This is a genomic window from Myxococcales bacterium (assembly GCA_022184915.1).
In the GTDB taxonomy this organism is placed as follows: domain Bacteria; phylum Myxococcota_A; class Polyangia; order Fen-1088; family Fen-1088; genus JAGTJU01.
Window position 1 is genome coordinate 682,582 of the sequence record JAGTJU010000001.1, and the last position, 17,337, is coordinate 699,918.

At 69.6% G+C, this 17,337-nt stretch carries 15 protein-coding genes and 1 pseudogene; 6 read left to right on the forward strand and 10 right to left on the reverse strand.

Annotated elements, in window-relative coordinates; genetic code table 11:
- Positions 1 to 74: 74 nt before the first annotated feature.
- The 3 genes and pseudogenes from KA712_02860 to KA712_02870 form a co-directional block, all read right to left on the reverse strand.
- The gene (locus KA712_02860; GenBank protein ID MCG5051877.1) at positions 75 to 497 is read right to left on the reverse strand and encodes a GMC family oxidoreductase; all 423 of its coding nucleotides are present in this window, start codon (positions 495 to 497) and stop codon (positions 75 to 77) included.
- Between the two features lie 265 nt (positions 498 to 762).
- Positions 763 to 1,632, reverse strand: a pseudogene (locus KA712_02865) (GMC family oxidoreductase N-terminal domain-containing protein).
- The gene (locus KA712_02870; protein MCG5051878.1) at positions 1,629 to 2,246 is read right to left on the reverse strand and encodes a hypothetical protein; all 618 of its coding nucleotides are present in this window, start codon (positions 2,244 to 2,246) and stop codon (positions 1,629 to 1,631) included. The pseudogene KA712_02865 and the gene KA712_02870 overlap by 4 nt, the downstream one beginning before the upstream one ends.
- 90 nt (positions 2,247 to 2,336) lie before the next feature.
- Here KA712_02870 and KA712_02875 point away from each other — a divergent pair, with 90 nt between their 5' ends.
- From KA712_02875 to KA712_02895, 5 genes are read left to right on the forward strand one after another with little or no spacing between them, the layout of a single operon-like run.
- Entirely contained in the window at positions 2,337 to 2,873 is a 537-nt protein-coding gene (locus KA712_02875) for an NADH-quinone oxidoreductase subunit J (GenBank protein MCG5051879.1), read from the forward strand.
- Complete coding sequence (locus tag KA712_02880) at positions 2,873 to 3,181, forward strand: NADH-quinone oxidoreductase subunit K (GenBank protein ID MCG5051880.1); 309 nt, start codon at positions 2,873 to 2,875, stop codon at positions 3,179 to 3,181. The genes KA712_02875 and KA712_02880 overlap by 1 nt, the downstream gene beginning before the upstream one ends.
- Before the next feature lie 6 nt (positions 3,182 to 3,187).
- A complete protein-coding gene (locus KA712_02885; protein ID MCG5051881.1) occupies positions 3,188 to 4,564 on the forward strand; it encodes a PKD domain-containing protein in 1,377 nt (458 codons plus the stop codon).
- On the forward strand, positions 4,561 to 6,174 hold the full coding sequence (locus tag KA712_02890; GenBank protein ID MCG5051882.1) for a hypothetical protein: 1,614 nt from the start codon (positions 4,561 to 4,563) through the stop codon (positions 6,172 to 6,174). Before KA712_02885 ends, KA712_02890 begins: the two co-directional genes overlap by 4 nt.
- Positions 6,156 to 7,643: a hypothetical protein gene (locus tag KA712_02895; protein MCG5051883.1), complete on the forward strand. Its 1,488-nt coding sequence runs from the start codon at positions 6,156 to 6,158 to the stop codon at positions 7,641 to 7,643. Before KA712_02890 ends, KA712_02895 begins: the two co-directional genes overlap by 19 nt.
- Positions 7,644 to 7,658: 15 nt before the next feature.
- On the opposite strand, the gene KA712_02900 is transcribed toward KA712_02895, so the two are convergent.
- The 3 genes from KA712_02900 to KA712_02910 form a co-directional block, all read right to left on the reverse strand.
- Positions 7,659 to 8,177 carry a hypothetical protein gene (locus KA712_02900; GenBank protein MCG5051884.1) on the reverse strand — a complete coding sequence of 173 codons (519 nt, stop codon included), beginning with the start codon at positions 8,175 to 8,177 and terminating at the stop codon, positions 7,659 to 7,661.
- A gap of 15 nt (positions 8,178 to 8,192) precedes the next feature.
- Positions 8,193 to 9,146 carry a tRNA-dihydrouridine synthase gene (locus tag KA712_02905; protein MCG5051885.1) on the reverse strand — a complete coding sequence of 318 codons (954 nt, stop codon included), beginning with the start codon at positions 9,144 to 9,146 and terminating at the stop codon, positions 8,193 to 8,195.
- A 213-nt stretch (positions 9,147 to 9,359) separates the two neighbouring features.
- A complete protein-coding gene (locus KA712_02910) occupies positions 9,360 to 9,470 on the reverse strand; it encodes a hypothetical protein (GenBank protein ID MCG5051886.1) in 111 nt (36 codons plus the stop codon).
- 1,373 nt (positions 9,471 to 10,843) lie between these two features.
- Between KA712_02910 and KA712_02915 the strand changes: the two genes are divergently transcribed.
- The gene (locus KA712_02915) at positions 10,844 to 11,512 is read left to right on the forward strand and encodes an energy transducer TonB (GenBank protein MCG5051887.1); all 669 of its coding nucleotides are present in this window, start codon (positions 10,844 to 10,846) and stop codon (positions 11,510 to 11,512) included.
- 31 nt (positions 11,513 to 11,543) lie between these two features.
- Here the strand turns inward: KA712_02915 and KA712_02920 are convergent, their stop codons facing one another.
- From KA712_02920 to KA712_02935, 4 genes are read right to left on the reverse strand one after another with little or no spacing between them, the layout of a single operon-like run.
- Complete coding sequence (locus tag KA712_02920; protein MCG5051888.1) at positions 11,544 to 12,848, reverse strand: hypothetical protein; 1,305 nt, start codon at positions 12,846 to 12,848, stop codon at positions 11,544 to 11,546.
- A 50-nt stretch (positions 12,849 to 12,898) separates the two neighbouring features.
- Complete coding sequence (locus tag KA712_02925; GenBank protein MCG5051889.1) at positions 12,899 to 15,178, reverse strand: DUF3488 and transglutaminase-like domain-containing protein; 2,280 nt, start codon at positions 15,176 to 15,178, stop codon at positions 12,899 to 12,901.
- Entirely contained in the window at positions 15,175 to 16,326 is a 1,152-nt protein-coding gene (locus KA712_02930) for a DUF58 domain-containing protein (protein ID MCG5051890.1), read from the reverse strand. Before KA712_02930 ends, KA712_02925 begins: the two co-directional genes overlap by 4 nt.
- 15 nt (positions 16,327 to 16,341) lie before the next feature.
- Complete coding sequence (locus tag KA712_02935; GenBank protein MCG5051891.1) at positions 16,342 to 17,271, reverse strand: MoxR family ATPase; 930 nt, start codon at positions 17,269 to 17,271, stop codon at positions 16,342 to 16,344.
- Between the last annotated feature and the right edge of the window lie 66 nt (positions 17,272 to 17,337).

The window sequence follows — 17,337 nt, forward strand, 5'->3', positions numbered from 1 at the left end:
GGGGCTCTCTGCTGAGAGGTCTTTTCGACGCGACTGCGCCAAAACTTGAACGACGACGCCCCCTTCGAGCCTGGTCAGCCCGCCGCGTGGAGGCGTTCGGCCAACACTTTGGCGAGCGCATAAATCGTGAGCTGTGGGTTGACCCCCAGCGAGGTCGGGAACAGGGAGCCGTCCATCACCCACACGTTCTGCGCGCCGAAAACGCGGCCGTCCTCGTTGGTCACGGCGTGCGCGGGGCTGCGGCCCATGGCGCATCCGCCCATCTGGTGTGCCGAAAACACCGTGTGGTCCAACGCGGCGAAGGGCGCCGCTCTCAACCGCTCCACCTCGCCGACATGCCGCAGCCTGAGCGGCTCGTGGTGGAGAGAAACGACCTCCCGTGCCCCGGCAGCGAACTGTATGCGTGCCATGGTGACGAGTGCGTCTCGGGCGGCCTCGACGAGGGCCGGGGCGAAGGGATAATGCAAAGCCACGCGGCCTTCGGTCGACACCTTCACCGTGCCGCCTTCGTCGTCGCCGTGCCCGTCGATCAGCAGCGCGATGGTGGCCTGCGCGTGCGCGAGCGAGGCTGCCAGGGCGCGGTGAGGCGCAGCGAAGCCCGGGAAACGCCACCGAGGCCAGCATGGGGTGCACGGGAGCCGTCTCGAGGAAGTAGCCCATATGTCCGGGGCCGCGATCGCTCATGTGGTGGCACGCCACGGACTGGGGCGGGCCATAAAATCCCTCGATGCGTTCGTGAAACAGGGCCACGAGGGGCACGGTGGGATGCAAGAAGGTGCGACGCCCGAGCGCCGGCAGCTTGGCGAACCCGTTGCGCATCAGCAGCGCCGGCGTGTTGAGCGCGCCGGCGGCCACGACCACGCCCCGCCGTGGGCGCACCCTCAACATGGCGCCCGTGGGCCGCGCCCGCTCGGGGTCGAGTGCCTCGGCCAGCACCTCTTCGACGTGCCGTTCGGCACCGCGCTCCGTGGCCACGAGGGCATGGACGCGGCAATCCGAAAAGAGCTGAGCGCCGGCGTGGAGCGCATCGGGAAGGTACGTCACGAGCGATGACTGTTTGGCGTCGAGGGGGCAGCCCATGCCGCAGTACCCGAGGCGCGCGCACCCCTTGACGCTGCGCCGGATGAGCTCGGGGGCAAGGTGAAGGGCGCGCGCCCCGTCCCACAGCTTGGCGTTGTTGGCGTTGACGTCGTCGGGGTTGCCAGGTCCCACGGACAGCCGCTCTTCGACGGCGTCATAGTGTGGCGCCAGCGTGGCCTCGTCGAGCGCGAGCCCGTGCTTTCGCTGCCAGAGCGCCAGCGTGCGCGGGGGCGCACGAAAACTCGAACCCCAGTTGATGGTGGTGCCACCGCCCACCGAACGGCCCTGCAGGAGCAAGATGGCGAGGTCGGCCGTGGCCCGGTTGCCGTGGTCCTGGTAGAGCGCGGGATAAGCCCAGGCTTCCTGCATGTTGAAGTCCCGTCGGCGGTGGTGGTGCCCTTCCTCGACGACCACGACGTGCGCGCCGCCTGCCGCCAAGGTGGCGGCGGCGATGGCCCCGCCCGCCCCGCTGCCCACCACGCAAAAATCGCAGACGACCTCGTGGGTGCCCACAAGCGTCGTGCCCGAAACACTGGCCGCGGCTGGCCTCATGGGGCCTCCGGTGCGGCCCCTCCGCGGGGCGCGTCTTCGCCGAAGTCGGGCACCTCCGGCGGGCCCGGGTAGCCCATGGCTGCGTAAGTCGACGGCGACGCATAGTACGTCGCGTGAATCAGCCGGGTGAGGGCCAGGTGCCCCGAACGCAGCAGCATGAAGCGGGAACGTCCCCACGCTGCGAGCCGCGCCCGCTGGGCTTCACGTGGCAGCTGGGTGAACGGCCGCAAGGGCCCCGAGGTCACCAGGCTCGTGAGCCCGTTTTCGAAAAGGGCGATGAGCTGCTTCAATTCGGCGCCGGTCTCGGGATGCAACTTCGCCACGAGCAGATCGAGTTGCCCGGCGCAGTCGAGCTCGTGGGGATCGGGAAAGCGAACCCACTCGGCGTCCGAACCTGCGGGCGGCGCCGGCAGGTCAGCCAGCATGCACGCGGCCAGCGCCGTGAGCACCGCGTGTTCTTCCAACGTGAAGAAGCGCAGAGGCGTCCGCGGGGGCAGTCCGAGCTTCGTCTTGCGCAGCCCCACCCACGTGATGCCACCTCCGGCAAGCAGCACACCGCCGCAAAGTCCCAGCGTGAAGAGCTTTCGCCGTCCAGCAGATGCAGGCACACTCATCGTGAGTTCCTTCCAAGCGAGGGTTTCGTGCGAGGTTTGGATTTTGACAGCTTTCGGGGATTCCCCTAGAAAAGAGAGACGTTGACGACGATGGCCCCAACGTCGGTCGAGGTGGCCATGCTCATCCTGGGGTGCGTGGCGCTCGTGGGAGCCAGCGTGGCGATCACCCGCAGGACGGTCCTTGCGGCCTGCGTGTCCGCGTTGATTGCGGCCGTGAGCCTTTCGGGATGCATGATGCTGCTGTCGGCGTCTTTCCTGGCCGTGGCCCTCGTGTCGTTGATGGCGGGGGCGCTGCTGGCCCTCTTCGTCTTTGGTGTGGTCGTACTCAACCGGGACGACACCGAGCCGATCGCGCCGTTTGGGCTGCCCGGTCGGCTCCTGGCGCTGGCAAGTGGAGCAAGCTTGCTATGGTGGGTGGCCCGTCTCGGCGTGGCACGAGGCGCGTGGACGCCAGGAACGACCACAGAGGCCCAGACCCGAGATTTCGGCACCACCCTCGCGCTCGGGCGGGCTCTTTACGGACCGTTGCTCGTGGCGTCCGAGATGCTGGCGCTTCTTTCGTTGATCGTCGTGGTGGGCACGCTGGCGCTTGCGCGCGTGACCGCTCGTAACCCGAAGGGCTTTTGATGTCGTCGAGCGCCGTCGCGTTGGCCTGTGTGTTCGCCTTGGCCCTCTACCTGGTGGGCTTGGTGGCGCTGCTCTTGAGGCGTAACGGCCTTTTCATCGTGCTGGGCGTTCTGCTGCAAGGCATGGCTGGCGCTCTGTTGTTCACGGCGCTCGCCGCGCTCTTTGGCGATGCAGCGGGGCAGGGCATGGCGTTTGTCGTTTTGTCTGTGGCGGTTTGTCATGCCGCCGTCGGCTTGGCCGCTTTTGCGGGGCTTCACCGGCAGCAACGCACGCCGAATGTGGACGACGCGCGGTTGCTGCGCGGGTGAGTGCGCATGGAGAGCTACAGCCTTCGCACGCTGCTCCTTTTTGCCCTCGTGGCCTGCGGCTTCGGCTTTGGTGCGGCGGGGCCCCGTGTGCCCGGGCGTCACACGGCCCTGGCCTCCTCTTCCGCTCGGCTCGCGCTGCTCGTGCACGCGGTGGTGGGCGGTTTGCTGGTGAACGCCATCGGCCTTGGCCACGTGGACGGGGCCCTCGGGCCCGAGCGCCTTGGGGTGTGGGTGAGCGCGGGGGAGCTGTTCGTCGACCTCAGCTTCCAGCTCGAGAGCCCTTGGGCATTGGGGGCCTACCTCGTCTGGATGCTGACGTCCGCGGCGGCATGGCGCTGGCGTCATGACCGTACGGGGGCGCTCGGATGGGTGTTGGCGGCGCAGCTGGCTGCACTGGCGGGGGTCTTCGCGGAAGGCTTCGTCGTGGCGGCCGCGGCGGCGCTCAGCACGGCCTGGGCGGTGGAGGGCGTTGCAGCCACGCGAGGCGCGGCGTCGTCGCCCGCGCGCGCCCTGGCGAACCGGGGGTGTGATCTTCTTTTGCTGCTCGTGGCCGTCCTGGTCGTTGCGTTCGATGCGACCGAGGGATGGGCAAGCCTTGCGGCGCGCCTACAGGACGAAAGCAGTGGTTTGCTCACACCTGTTTTGGGGCTCGCGGTAGCGGATTGGGCCTTGGGGCTCCTTTTGCTGGCCGCGTTCGTGCGGGGGACGCGTCCGGCGGGCGCCATGCCCCGGGGGCTGGCGCTTTTGGCCGCCTCAGGGGTCGAGCTTTTGGCCACGGCGCTCTTGCCCTTGCGCGCGGCGTTCCTGTGGCGAGGTCACGAGGGGGGCGTCCGGGGCGTCGCCGCCTTGGCCGTGGGGGTGGGCTTGCTCGTGGGGTGGCGCGTGACGGTGTCCCTGCGCTGGCGCCGGGTGACCCGAGCGGCTTGGGCCTTCGGGGTGGCGCTCGGCCGAGCGGTCCGCGCCCTCGAGGTCTGGGTGCTGCGAGGGCTGGTGTTTCAGACCCTGGGTGCGCTGGCAGAGCTTGCGTCGAGGGTGCTCCGCTTTTGGCTATCGGGAAACGTGCAGAGATACGTGGCGTTCGGGGTCCTGGGTCTGGCAGCGGCGGTGTACGCCGCCAGCCGCCCCGCGGCTGCGCCGGTGCTCCAGATTCACACCGAGGGGCTGAGGGTCCGCGCGGACGCGGGCCGCAGCGCCGCCTCGGCCGCGCGGCTGACCTTCGACTATGACTTCGACGGTGACGATCGGATCGATCGGGCAGGGGCGGGCCCCCGCGCCAGCCATGCCTATTCCTCGCCAGGCCCTTACGCGGTCACCGTGATCGTCCGCGATCCCTTCTGGGGCACTGCCACCCGCCTCGAGCGGGACGTGTGGGTCGGGCCATGACCGCTCTCGTCTGGGTGGCGGGGGCGCCGCTCTTGGCCGCGCTGGCCGTGGCCGCCGTGCCGGCCGTGTGTCCCGCGTGGCGGCGCACGCTGGCCCTGCTGGGCTCGGGAGGCGCGCTCGCAGCCCTCGCCGTGGTGGGAGTCAGCTTCGATCCCGTGCTGTGGCAAGTGCAACAGCGTGCGCGCGCGCCCTGGATCCCGGTTTTCGGTGCGACCTGGGACGTGGGGGTCGATGGGTTGTCGCTCCCCTTTTTGGCGGCTGCAGGCCTCGGTGTGTTTTTGACGCTCGTCTGCCGTCCGCCTGCCGCCCCTGACGCCGCAACGACTGGCCCGGCCCTCGAGGTGCTTCTCGTCTGCCAGGCCTCGCTGGCAGGCCTCTTCATGGCCCGTGACATGCTGCTCTTGTGGCTGTGCTGGGCGCTTTACCTGACCTGCTGTGCGTTCGGGGTGGGCGCGGGCGGCGGTAGCCGGGGCGCCCGCGCGGCCACCAGGCTGGGCGTCTCGGGGGCCGCGAGCCTTGCCTTGTTGCTCGGCCTCTTCGTCTCCCAGGCGGCGGCCGTCAAGTCCCTCACGGGCGCGTGGTCATTCGACTACGAGACCTGGACGCACCTCATGTTGCCTCTGTCGCAGCAGGTCCGAAGCCTGGTGTGCCTCCTGGGGGCGCTGGGAGTGGCCCTGCCGCTCCTGCCCGTCGCGGCGTGGTGGCAAGACGCGCACGAAGCGGCGCCGGCCGCGGGCGCGGTGATGCTCGTCTTGGGGCCGGGCCTCTACGGGCTCGTGCGCCTGGCGGCACCCTTGTTTCCCCTGGCGTCGTTCCATGCGTTGCCGGCGGTCGGGGCCCTCGCCGGCGCGACGGCCCTCGTGGCGGCTTGTGTCGCGGCCTTCGGGGGCGCGTTTCGGGATCGCCTCGGCTGGGTGGCCCTGGGGCAAGGGGCCCTCATGGTTCTGGGCGTGACCTCCCTCACGGCCGAGGGCCTCCTCGGCGCCCTCACCCTCTTCGTGGTGGCCACGGGCGCGTTCATCGGGCTCCTCTCCTTCGAGACCCTGCGAGGGGCCCGCATGCCCTCCGCTCCCGAGGCGCCCGCCGCCGCTCCCGAGGCAGGCCGCGCGGGCCCACGGGTGGCCCTCACCTTCGCCCTCGCGCTGGCCCTCGTGCCAGGGCTCGGCGGATTTACCGCCGCGGTCCTTACTCTTTCCGGTGTGGCGTCGGCGGATCGTTCAGGGCGCGCCCTCGAGGTCACCACGCCTGCCTACGGTGTGGACCCCCTTTGGCTTCTGGCGCTGGGGCTGCTGGGAGCCGGCGGCTTGGGCATGGCCCTCGTCAGGGCTGTGCGCGCGCTTCCCTCGGCCGCGTGGGCGTGGCCGGGCCGACGCGGGTGGCCCCTTGCGGTTTGGCTCGCCGTCCTCGTGGCCCTCGGGCTGCGCCCTCAGCCCTGCCTCGAGGGGGTGAGGGCCTCGCTGAACAGGTACCAAACGGACTTTTCGCGGCGCCTGCAGCACGCGGGCCTGCAGCCCGAAGCGCCCGCCCATCTTTTTCCCGATGCCCGCACGCCGCTGGCGATGGCGCGCCCCCCTGGCCCCGGAACCCGCCCATGCCCGGCAGCGCGCTGAGCCTTCTCGGCGGGGCGCAGCCCCTGCTTGCCGTCCTCGTGATGGGGGCCTCGGCGCTCGTCGTCCTGGCCCTCGGCGCCCTCGCGCCCTCTCTGCCTCGCTCTTTGACCAGCTTGGCCGCCTTCGGCGCCGCGTTGGCTGCGGCCGTCTCGTGGCCTGCGTCCCCGGAGGTGGGGCCGACCTTGCTGATGCAGGGCACGCTCGTCGTCGACATCCCGGCGCGCCTGGCCAGCGTGGCCTGCGCGCTCTTCACTGCGGCCGCCTTGCTCGTCTCGGCCTGCCGCTCGGGCTTCCCCGACGCCGCGGCCCGAGAAGCGCCCGGTCTGGTCCTGCTGACCGCGACGGCGGCGCTCGTGGCCGTGCATGCCCATCACCTCGGCGTGCTCTATCTCGCTGTCGAGGCCACGGCGCTCGGCGCGCATCTGCTCGTGGGCTTGCACACGCAGGTAGGGCGGGCGGCCGAGGCCGCGGCCAAGGCCTTCGTCACGGGCGCGGTGGCGGTGGGCGTCTTCGGGCTGGGCCTGGCGCTTCTTTACGCCGGAAGCCGAGGCGCTCTTGGCTACGAGGCCCTGGCTCTGCGCTACGCTGCGTCGGGCCCCGACCCGCTGGGCACCTTGGGCCTCTTGCTCGTGTTCGGGGCGTTGGCCTTCCGTGTCGGTGTGGTGCCCTTTCACATGAGCGTCCCCGATCTGCTCGAAGGCGGATCCCTGGTCGCGGCGTTGCTCAACGTCTCGGTCGTCCGGCTTGCGCTGCTGTTGGCCTTCGTTCGTTTGCTCTCAGTGGGCTTCTTGCACCCGGCGCTTTCACCTGATGGGTCCGGGTTGGCGGCGGCGTTCGGCGTCTTGGGACTGGCTTCGGTGTGGGGGGGCGCCCTCGGCAGCCTTCGCCACGACAAAACCCGGCGCTGGCTTGCCCATGCGGCGGCCCTGCAGGTGGGCGGTGTGCTGGTGGCCCTTTGCGCCTTGACCCAGCAGGTGAAAGAGGCCCGTCAGGCGCTCGGCGCGTCCCTCGTGAGTCAGGTGATGGCGTTGTGTCTCGCCTTGTCCGTCTCGAGCCTTGCGCCGCGGGCCGCGGAGGGGCAGGACGTGCTCGACGATTGGGCCGGCCTCGGGCGCGCGCGTCCGCTGCTGGCCTTTGCGATGAGCGTGGCGTTGATGTCTCTGACGGGCTTGCCCGTCTCCGTGGGGTTCGTGGCGCAGCTCTCTTTGTTGCAAGCCGCCACGGCGTCTCCGTGGCTCGGTGCGCTGGTGGCCGCCGTTTTGGGGGGCATGATCCTCTTCGCCTACGCGAGCTGGCGCTTCGTGGCGGTCATGTACTTTCAGCCTGCGTCCCGTGCGTGGTCCGAGCCCACCCCCGCGGCCTTGGCTCTGTTCATCGGCGGGCTGACCACTTTCGTTCTGGGCTTCGGGCTTTTGCCGTCGGCGTGGCTCGCCTGGTGTGTGCAGCTCGTGTCCGCGGTCGGGCCCTGAGGCTTCCGTGCGCGCTCAGGGCGTGCGCGGGGGCGGATCCGCCTCGCGAACCAACGGGGTGTCCCCGAGCTCCCGCTCCTGCACCACCCACGCGAGCGCCTGCGAGGCCTCGCGCGCAAGCTGGGGGTGGGCGCCGGCGCGGGCGAAGGCCTTGAGCGTGCGCTCGCCCAACGTGCGCACCCGGGGATCCACGTCGTGCAAGGTGACGTGCCGCAGCAAGTGGGCGCTGTCAGGGTGCTCGATGCGCGCCAGCACCTCCACCAGCCGCGCGCGGCCCTCTGGGCGGGCCGTGTGAAGCGCGGTCTCGATCTGGGGCAGCGCCCGCAGCCCATGGCTTTCCAGCGCCCGAGCGGCTTTGTCCGCCCACAGGTCCTGCCGGGTGACCAGCACGTAAATCTGTTCGTGGATGTCCTTGTGAACGTCACCCTCGCAGCCCGGCAGGGCCAGCAGAGACCCGCAAGCCAAGCCCCAGACTGTGAGGACGGCGCGGGCGAGGCCACGCCGCTTGGGGAGAGACGAAGAAGGGACGCACATGGCGGCCACAGCCGGTCAGGAGACGGGAAGCGCGTCCGCGGGCGCCTGGGCCCCCACCGCGCTTTGCCGCCGCCCATGGCGAGCCAGCGACTTCGCCACCGGATCCTCCGAAGGCGCCACCACGTCGTCTCCCAGGGGCAAGAGCCGCTCGAAGAAGCTTTCGCCCAGCTCCGTGAGAGCCTCGGGCGAGGTCATGCGGAAGGCCTCCTGGCGCAGGTGCGATCCGTTGTGCAGGCCGCGCGAGTACCAGGCCAGGGTCTTGCGCAGCTCGTGAAGCACCATCCGGGGGCTGCTGTGTTCCCGCACCAAGCCGGCGTGGCGACGCCATACGGTGCGGCGCTCGTCGAGCGTGGGGGTGCCGGGGTCTGGCATGCCCCGCTCGAGCGCCTGAAGCGACCGAAAGAGCCACGGGTTACCTCGGGCGCCGCGTCCGATCATCACCCCATCACAACGGGTGACGTGCTTCATGCGCACGTAGTCCTCGACCGTCTGAACGTCGCCGTTGCCCAAAAGGGGGATCTCCCGCGGCAGCCGGTGCCGCACCTCGGCGATGGGCTCGAGGCGGGCCTGGCCCGAAAAGCCCTGCGAGCGCGTGCGGCCGTGCACCGTGATGAGCGCCGCCCCGGCGTCCACCATCCGCAGCGCAAACTCGGGCGCGTTCACGCTGTCGTCGTCCCATCCCAGCCGATGTTTCACCGTCACGGGCAGATGCGCGGGCAAGGCGCGGCGAACGGCCTTGACCAACGAGGCCGCCAGCTCGGGCTCGCGCATCAAGGCCGATCCACAGAGGCCTGAAGTCACTTTTTTGGCCGGGCAGCCCATGTTGATGTCCACGATGGACGCGCCCGCCTCGGCCGCCATCTCGGCGGCCCGGGCCAGGCTCACGGGATCACGCCCGAAGATCTGCACCACGAAGGGGCGGTTGTCGTAGCTCGGCCACATCCGGCCCACGGCCTTCTCTGCTCCCACGGGTGAGCGCCTCCGCCGAGAGGAACTCCGTAAAGGTGATCGATGCCCCCAGCTCTTCGCAGACGGTGCGGAACGCCAGATCGGTGACCGCCTCCATGGGGGCCAACACGATGCCAGGGCCAAGATCGACAGGACCAACGCGCATGAGGGCGGCCCAGTATACGGCACACCCGGTGCGCGTGCCCGCACCATCGCGCCACGCAGGCGGCGGTGTCAGCGGACGGTCAACGTGGCGACACCCGTGACCCCGTCGAACGTGGCTCGAATCGTGGTCGTGCCCGAAGCCAGCGCGGTCACCTGCCCCCGGCTCGTCACCTGAGCCACCTGGCCGTTCGACGCTCTCGAAGCGTGCGTCCTCGGTCACGTTGCGTGTCGTGCCGTCCGCGAAGAAGGCTGTCGCGGTGTACTGAAGCTTGGTTCCCGGGGGAAGCTCGGCCTCGGCCGGCGTGAGCCGCAGGAGCAGCACGGTTGCACTGCGGCACACGAGGTCTGCCGTGGCGGACAGACCCTGAAACGTGGCCACGAGGGTGACCGTGCCTTCCCCGACGCACGAGGCAACGCCCCGGTTGACCGTGGCCACGAAAGGGTCAGAGGATAGCCACGCAGCCAAATTGGTGAGATTGCGCTGCGTGCCGTCGGGAAACAGCCCGGTGGCGCGGAACGAGGCGCTCTCGCCCGGACGTCGCTCTGCCTGGCCCGGCTCGAGGACCATGGTCACGTTTTGGCTTTCGACCACCGTCACGGCGGCCGTGGCTTCGAGGCCCTCGAGGCGGGCCCGCAGGGTGGTGAACCCCGGTGACGCCCCGGCCTGCAGAAGGCCGGCCACACCCAGATGGTTTGCGGCCACGACGTCCGGCGCGTCGCTCGTCCAGGTGGCCATGCGGGTGACGTCGCGGCGGACGCCCGACGCAAATCGACCCATCGCCGCGACCTGCCCGAGCGCCAGCGGGTCGAGCGAGAGCGCCTTGGGCTCCACCTCGAGACTGACGAGGCGGTCGTTTTCCACCCGCACCTGGGCGGTGGCCTCGAGCCCCTGAAACATCACGCTGACCACGGTCGTGCCGGGGGCCCCGCCCGTGATGCGCCCCCGCCGTCCGGTGGTGGTCACCGAGGCGATCTGCGGCATGAGGCTGGCCCACGAGGCCTCGGCCGTCACGTCTCTTCGTCCGCCGTTTTCGGGCACAGTGGCCTGAAGCTGCAGAACTTCGCCCACGAGCAAGGGCACGAACGAGGGGGACACACGCAGGTCGAACACACCGTTGCCGCCGGTCCCGCCGCCCGCGCCCCCCGCCGCGCCGAATCCTCCCTCACCGGCGAATCCCCCGGCCGCGCCAAATCCCCCGGCCGCGCCGAATCCCCCCTCCCCGCCGAAGCCGGTCTGCCCTCCTGCTTCGCCTCCGACCCCGCCGAAGCTGCCCCCGTCGAACGGAAAGCCGCCCACGCCGGCTCCGCTCTCGCCACCTTCCCCGAACTCGTCTTCGCCGCTGGTCAACGAGGTTCGCCCGCAGGCCACCGTCAGCACGGCCCAAAGGGCCGTCACAAGCCATGAACGGCGATACAAGGCGTCAAACATGAGGGCACACTCCTGGTGGCGGAGGCCACGCAGCGGTCATGATGGCGCAGGTGAACGCGCCGAGCAATCGGGTGGCCGTCGAGGTTCCCGCCTCGCGCTGTCGTTCGCTGCTACGATTGCTTCGATGTCGACGCCCGCCGAACGCTACCGTCAACGTGCGGCCGCCGCGCGGGGCCTGGCCCGGGCCCCCGGCGAGGCCCCCTTTGCCTCGTTCTTCGAGCGGCAGGAGGATCGCACCCGGCGCGCCCGCACCAAACGGCGCGTGCTGGTGATCTCGGTGGCTGCCCACGTCCTGCTTTTGGGCGGGCTGGCGCTCAGCTCGGCGTGGAACGTCGACGAACTGTTTGGCCGGCGCGTGGCCGTCTCCGTCGTGCCCGCGGAAGCCGCACACCCGCCCGCCGGTCAGGTCAAGGCCCCCGCGCGCTTGAACCTGGCCCGTGCCCTCGGGGCCCGCGTGGTGGTCACACCCCAGGGAGCCCACCGCGAGGCCCGCCCCGGGGTGGAGCCTCTCGACCCCGACACGCGCGCGCGCCTCGACGCGCTCGTCCAGTCCTCGCTCTTGCCCGCGCTCACCTACCCCGAGCTTGCCAGGCCCTTGCGCTTGCAGGGCGCCGTGACCGTCCTGGTCGATGTCGACGCCCAGGGCACCGTGACTGGCCTCGGGGTCAAGGAACCATGTATCCACCCGCTGCTCTGCGACGCCGCGAAGGCGCAGGTGGCCGCGGTCACCGACTGGCCGCCCGGTGCGGGCCCTCGGTCCTTCGCGATCCCGCTCGAGTTCAAGGATCGCTAACCGGGCGTGAGGATCGCTGACCGGGCGGGCGTCAGGAGCGCCGTCGGCGAAGCCCTTGCCGTAGCAGCCACACGCCGAGAGCAAACCCCGCAAGCCCGGCGACGCCACCGCGGCTGCCGGGCCGGGCCATGGCGCAGTAGCCGCCCACCGCTTGGCCGTCGGCCTCCCGGTAGCCCCGGAAGAAGTCCCGCGTGGCAAACGGCCGCTGCAACAGCACGGATTCGATGGGGCTCGCGTTGCCGTGCAGATCGATGGTGGCCACACCTACGAGGTAGGGGATCTCATTCTGTAAACCCGTGAGCCGGGTCGAGTCTTGCGAGACCAACAGTTCGGAGCAGACGAAGCGTGTGTCGAGCGTCGCAAAGGGCGTGGGTGCCGTGAAGGGCCCTTCGGCCTCCCGCGTGCCGTTCACTTCCCCCGCGCCGTCGTCGGCCTGTTGGGCCTGCGCCAAGGGCGGCAGCTGCGGCCCGTCCGCCCTACGCAGCGGCTGTACCGTCGCGGAACTCGGACACTCCGTTTCGGCGGTGCGGTACTGGTCGTCGTAGGAGGACTCGGCGTACACCGGCGCTTCGCCTCGGCTGCAGAACACGACATAGCCGCGGAAGTCCGCCACACCTTGATCCCTCTCCCACGACACCTCCAAAGCCTCGTTGCCGGGCCGCACCTTGATGCCCGCCGTGGCGGGCGGCGGGGGGGCCTCACCGTCGTACTCCACAGACAGCACCGGCGCTGCCTCCCCCGTGAGATCCGGTACCCCGTCGCCGTTCGTGTCCACCCGGAGCCGAATGAACTGCTGGCCTCGCCGGGTGCATTCGCCGCCCGAGGGCCCGTAGAACGCGGAGACGGGAATGTCGATGGTGGTGCGCTGTCGGGCCCGTGCGAGGTCAGCCAAGGTCAGGGTTGCAAGCGGTGGGTCGCTGCAGATGGCCGCCTTCAAGGCCGCCGGATCGCTTGACACACAGGCCACTTCGCCGATGAGAACTTGGATGACCGTTTGGTTGGTCGCGAACATCGTGCGCTTCGCGGCGCCCGTGGTCGACAGATCCAGTTCGAGCCGGACGACCTCGTCGCTACAGCTGCAGCGCGCTCGATTGAAGTAGTACTTCTGCTCGAACTCCGTGAAAATGGTCCACTTGTCTTCGCCGTCGGGTCTGAGTAGGCGCATGAAAAAGTCGGCCTTGCTCACCGCCTGCGACGTACCCGAGCTTCCCCCCGTTCCCGTGCCTTGTGCCTTCGCGGGCGCAGGTGTCAAGAGGGGGAGCATCGCGGCGGCCGCGACGGCAGCCCCGAGGGTCACGCGAAGAGCCAGGGAGGAAAAAGCGAGGGGAGGGCGCACGCTGCGCATCCTAGCTCGCCAACCGGGGCGATGCAGCGGTCGTGTGGGCCCTAGGCGGCTTGGCGCCTGGCCGTGGCCTCGCGGCACACACGCTCTAGGGTGGCGACGGCCGCCGGGAGCGTCTCGAGCTGCGCGGCCGTGGGGGGGCGCTCGGCGAAGCGGGCCTGCTCGTAAGCCCGGGTGATCTCTCCGAGCGGCGCCCGCACGGCGGCACACACGCTGGCCGCCCGCTCGAAAAATTCGCGGGGCGTCTCGGCGGGCTCCCGCTTGAGTCCCAGCGGCGCCAGCGCCCGCAGCGCGCGTTCGTAGAGGCGGTGCCCTGCGGTGCGCGGTGGGGGCGCAGCGGCCTCTTCCTTGCGCGGGCGGCGTCGCCGCAGCCGTCGGTAGAGCAGGTAGGACAGGGCAGCGGCCGCGCTCAATCCCCCAACGGTTCTCAGGCTCGGCCGGGGCAAAGACAAACCCGGGCCCTGACGCTTCTTCAGACCCAACGACTTCGCCAGCCCCCGGGCCAGCTCCATCTGCCGGCTGGCATCGTATTCGATGACCCACTGGCCCCACCACGACTCGATCGAGTCCAGGAGCTGCTTCACCCGGCCCATGCGGGTGGGGCGCGACAGCACGGGCGTGGCGTCCATGCGCGTCCAGCCGAAGCCGGAAAAATAAACCTCGATCCAAGAGTGCGCCCGATTGTCTCTCACCGTGAGGTGCTGGGTGAGCGCGTTCCACTCGCCGCCCAGGAAGCCGTTGACGTAGCGGGTGGGCAGACCCGCGAGGCGCATCATGATGGCCGCAGCCGAAGCGAAGTATTCGCAGTGCCCCGCGCTTTGCGCGATGAGGAAATCCTCGAGCGGGTCCGCATAGGCCGTATCTCGCTTGAGCTCGAGCGAGTACTGCTTGTTTGCATGAAGCCAGTCGACGATGGCCTGCGCGCGGCCCGCGGGTGTCGTTGCACGGGCGGTGATGCCCCGGACCAGCGGCCCCACGCGCGCGCGCAGCGCTTCCGGCACTTGCAGATAGGGCACGAGAAGCCCCTCGGGCAGCTCATCGATCGTTTTGGCTTGCCCCGGGCGCACCCGCCGGAGGCTGTCGATGGAGTAGGCCACGTAGCGCGCGCCCGCGAAGTCGGGCAGGGGCACCGTTCGCCCCGAAGGAAAGGCCCGGGCGCTGCGCAGCGAAGCTTCCCCGGAAAAGCGCGGCTCCACGAGCGTGGTCAAAAACGAGCCCACGGGCGGCTCGGTCAGCTCGTAGGCCACCGCGCGGTCGAGGGCGAACGCCACGGGGTGGGACAGCCCCATCAGCTGGATGTCCTGCCGTTCCGCGCCGGCAAGCCTCTCGCGATGCGAGAGGGCGTCGTCGGGGGTCTCCGGTCCCGTGATCCACGTCCAGCGGCTGCCGTCCCGGCCCATCGTGTGGGTCACCCGGGTGCGTGTGGAAGATCTTTGCGAGCGCAGCCACTGGCCGTTTTGGTAGGTGTCGTACACCGTGCCCCGCCAGTACATGCCCCCGATCTGGGTGTCACGCTGCTCGTCCGAAGCCAGCGCGGCGATGCGAGGCATGCCCACGCGCAAGACCACCGTTTGGTTGTCCGTGGACAACACCCCGTGGTGCCCCAGCTCCACCTGGTCCGAAAAGCCCACGATGCTGCCCTGGCGGCGCAGCCCCCCGCTGAGAAAGCCAATGCCGATGCGCGGCGCGAGCGCAAACACCACGGTCGCGCCCGCCAGCACGCCGAGCGCCGCCACCCCCGTGGCCCAGAAAAACGCGCGCCCGACGACCCGCCGCGAATCCAGCACCCGCGCTGCGGTCACACGTTGAGCCGCCGAAGCGGCCTCGTGTTTGACCAGGTAGTTGTCCTCGATCTCGCGGCGCAGATGAAACAGGATCAGCGCCCAGATGAGGGCCACCACGTACACGGCAAAGCCCACGGCAAAGAGCGCGCTTTGTGCAAGCCAAGAGGACGCCAGCACGAGGAGAAACGCGAGGATGTAGATCTGCAGATAGTCTCGGTTCGTGCGGCGCTGGAGCAGCTTGTACGCCAGCAGCACCAGCACCAAGTCCAAAAGCGACGTGAGGTCGGGCTCCGGGAACGCGCGCACGAGACCAAACACCGTGATCGAGAAGAACCCGAGCACCAGCACCTTGAGGGGCGTGTCCACACGCTGCAGCCACCGCATACCGGGCGCGTCGCTCTCGGCAAACCACGACAGCACGGCCGCCGCCGTGAAGGCCAAAAGAGACCCCAGCGCGAGACTTCCCGAAACGGTCAACGTGCCCACGGCGGACGCCACCATCAGGTAAGACGTGAGCTTGTGCGCCGCCCGGAACCTCACGCCGCCGCCCCCCGCAGTCTCTGCACCTCGACAATGGGAGATCCGGGCGCCATGCGCACCGTGGTCAGCATCGCGGCCTTCGGCCGCTCGGGGCTGAGCGCGCGCACGTCCTCCAGGGTCACGAGCGCCAAAGCGGTGAGCAAACCCTGCGCCTGCGTGCTGGCGGCGCGCGCGGGAACGCTGACCCGCCCCGCCTGTAGCCCCACCGTATACCCCTGGCGCAAAAACGAAAGCGCCACCGAAGCCGCCATCGACACCGCCGCCTCGAACGCCTCGGCCTCGTCCTTCAGTTTCGTGAGCGAGGCCTCCAAACGCACCAACACGGCCCCCCCCACCTCGTCCTCGTGCTCACGAAGCAGCAGGCGTCCCCGGCGTGCGCTGCTCCGCCAGTGGATCTGGCGCGGGTCGTCCCCCACACGAAACTCGCGCAGCCCATGAAACTCGCCCGAGCGCGCCGGCCGCGCACTTTGCCGGTCCTGGGCCTGCGTGGCCCCCGCAAGGGCCACCAGCGGCGGCACCGGCACCAGCGCCGGGTACACGATCACCTCGGCGGGCGCGTTGATCTCCTTCGACTTGCGGATGAGCCCGAACGGAAAGCGCGTCGACAGACGGAACCCCACGAGCTTGTGACGGCCCCGCCGCCCAAGCAGGTTCCGGTAAGCCGTCTCTTGCTCCCGCCCCGCCGGAATCTTCAAAAAGTAGCAGCGCCGTTCCACGGGGCGCTCGTCCATGAGGTCCTCCACCTCGAGCGAGAACGTGGGTGCGTGCGCCTTTTCGTTGCGCACGCTGATGCCCATCAGGAACGGGGCGCCCGCATGTATGCCCGTGGGCAGCCGTCGCGACACCTTGAGCCGGCGCAGGCACAGCTCCGACATCACCCCGCTTGCCAGGATGAGAAACAGCATCATCCCGAAGACGAGAAACAGAAGATTCAAACCAGCGTTTACTGCGGCCGCACCCACCACCAAGGTGGCCCCCAAAAACCAAACGCCCTCGCGTGTGGTGGGAAGCCGCTTGAGCACGCTCCGCCTGCGCCGGAGCGCCCCGGTGGGAGGCTTCGTGGCGGCGTCAACGACGCCGTGAAACGACGAAGGTCGTGCCGTGGCGATGCGTTCGCGCTGGGGGGGCGGCGAAGGGACCCGCGACATGGCCGAGCCCCGCGGTCACCCGGGAACGGGGAACTGGTTCACGATCTCGCCGATGATCCGTTCGGCATCCTCACGCGCCCGCCCTCCTTCGGCATGATGGGCAAGCAACACGCGGTGAGCGAGCGCTGCCACGGCCGTACGCTTGAGATCGTCGGGCAACACGAAATCGCGCCCCTCGGCCAAAGCCGACGCCCGGGCGATGTTTCGCCACGCCAGCTGGCCGCGTGGCGAGATGCCCAGCGACAAAAACGGCGAGCGACGTGTTTCCTGGGCCACGGCCACGATGTAATCCGCCAACTCGGCAGACAAGCGAACGCCATCGGCCGCCTCTTGCAGCGACAAGATATCGCGCATGAGCACGGCCGGCCGCACGGCCTCCAAAGCGGCCCCCTGGCGCCCCGGCATCTCCAAAAGCAGCCGGCGCTCGTCCTCGGGGCGGGGGTAATCGAGCCGAATGCGCAGAATGAACCTGTCCATTTGCGATTCGGGCAAGGGATAGGTGCCGTAGTGCTCTTCCGGGTTCTGGGTGGCGATCACCATGAACGGCGGCTCGATCTTGTGGGTGCGCCCATCGACCGATACCTGGCTATCGTTCATGGCCTCGAGCAAGGCACTCTGGGTGCGCGGGGTGGTGCGGTTGATCTCGTCCGCCAGGATCACGTTTGCAAAGATGGCCCCTGGCTTGAACTCGAACTGGCCGGTGCGCTGATCGAGCACGGAGACGCCGATGATGTCGGAAGGAAGGAGGTCGCTGGTGAACTGAATGCGATGAAAGGTCCCGCCAATGGATCCCGCCAAGGCCCTGGCGAGTGTAGTCTTCCCTACACCTGGAACGTCCTCGATCAGTAGGTGGCCCCGCGCCACCAGCGCCAAAACTGCACTCCGGATGGCCTCCTCCTTCCCCCGGATGACCTTGGCGATGTTCGCCTCCAGCCGACGAATCATTTCGGCCGAGTCCGCTTCGAATCCCTCGGCCGCTGCTATGCGGGTCATCGTCTCCACTTTATACCA

Excerpts from the sequence above, each read along its gene's own strand:
- KA712_02880 (MCG5051880.1), top strand. The coding sequence starts at position 2,873 with ATGTCGTCGAGCGCCGTCGCGTTGGCCTGTGTGTTCGCCTTGGCCCTC.
- KA712_02875 (MCG5051879.1), top strand. The coding sequence starts at position 2,337 with ATGGCCCCAACGTCGGTCGAGGTGGCCATGCTCATCCTGGGGTGCGTG.
- KA712_02900 (MCG5051884.1), bottom strand. The coding sequence starts at position 8,177 with ATGTGCGTCCCTTCTTCGTCTCTCCCCAAGCGGCGTGGCCTCGCCCGC.
- KA712_02935 (MCG5051891.1), bottom strand. The coding sequence starts at position 17,271 with ATGATTCGTCGGCTGGAGGCGAACATCGCCAAGGTCATCCGGGGGAAG.
- KA712_02885 (MCG5051881.1), top strand. The coding sequence starts at position 3,188 with ATGGAGAGCTACAGCCTTCGCACGCTGCTCCTTTTTGCCCTCGTGGCC.
- KA712_02915 (MCG5051887.1), top strand. The coding sequence starts at position 10,844 with ATGTCGACGCCCGCCGAACGCTACCGTCAACGTGCGGCCGCCGCGCGG.
- KA712_02930 (MCG5051890.1), bottom strand. The coding sequence starts at position 16,326 with ATGTCGCGGGTCCCTTCGCCGCCCCCCCAGCGCGAACGCATCGCCACG.
- KA712_02895 (MCG5051883.1), top strand. The coding sequence starts at position 6,156 with ATGCCCGGCAGCGCGCTGAGCCTTCTCGGCGGGGCGCAGCCCCTGCTT.
- KA712_02890 (MCG5051882.1), top strand. The coding sequence starts at position 4,561 with ATGACCGCTCTCGTCTGGGTGGCGGGGGCGCCGCTCTTGGCCGCGCTG.
- KA712_02870 (MCG5051878.1), bottom strand. The coding sequence starts at position 2,246 with ATGAGTGTGCCTGCATCTGCTGGACGGCGAAAGCTCTTCACGCTGGGA.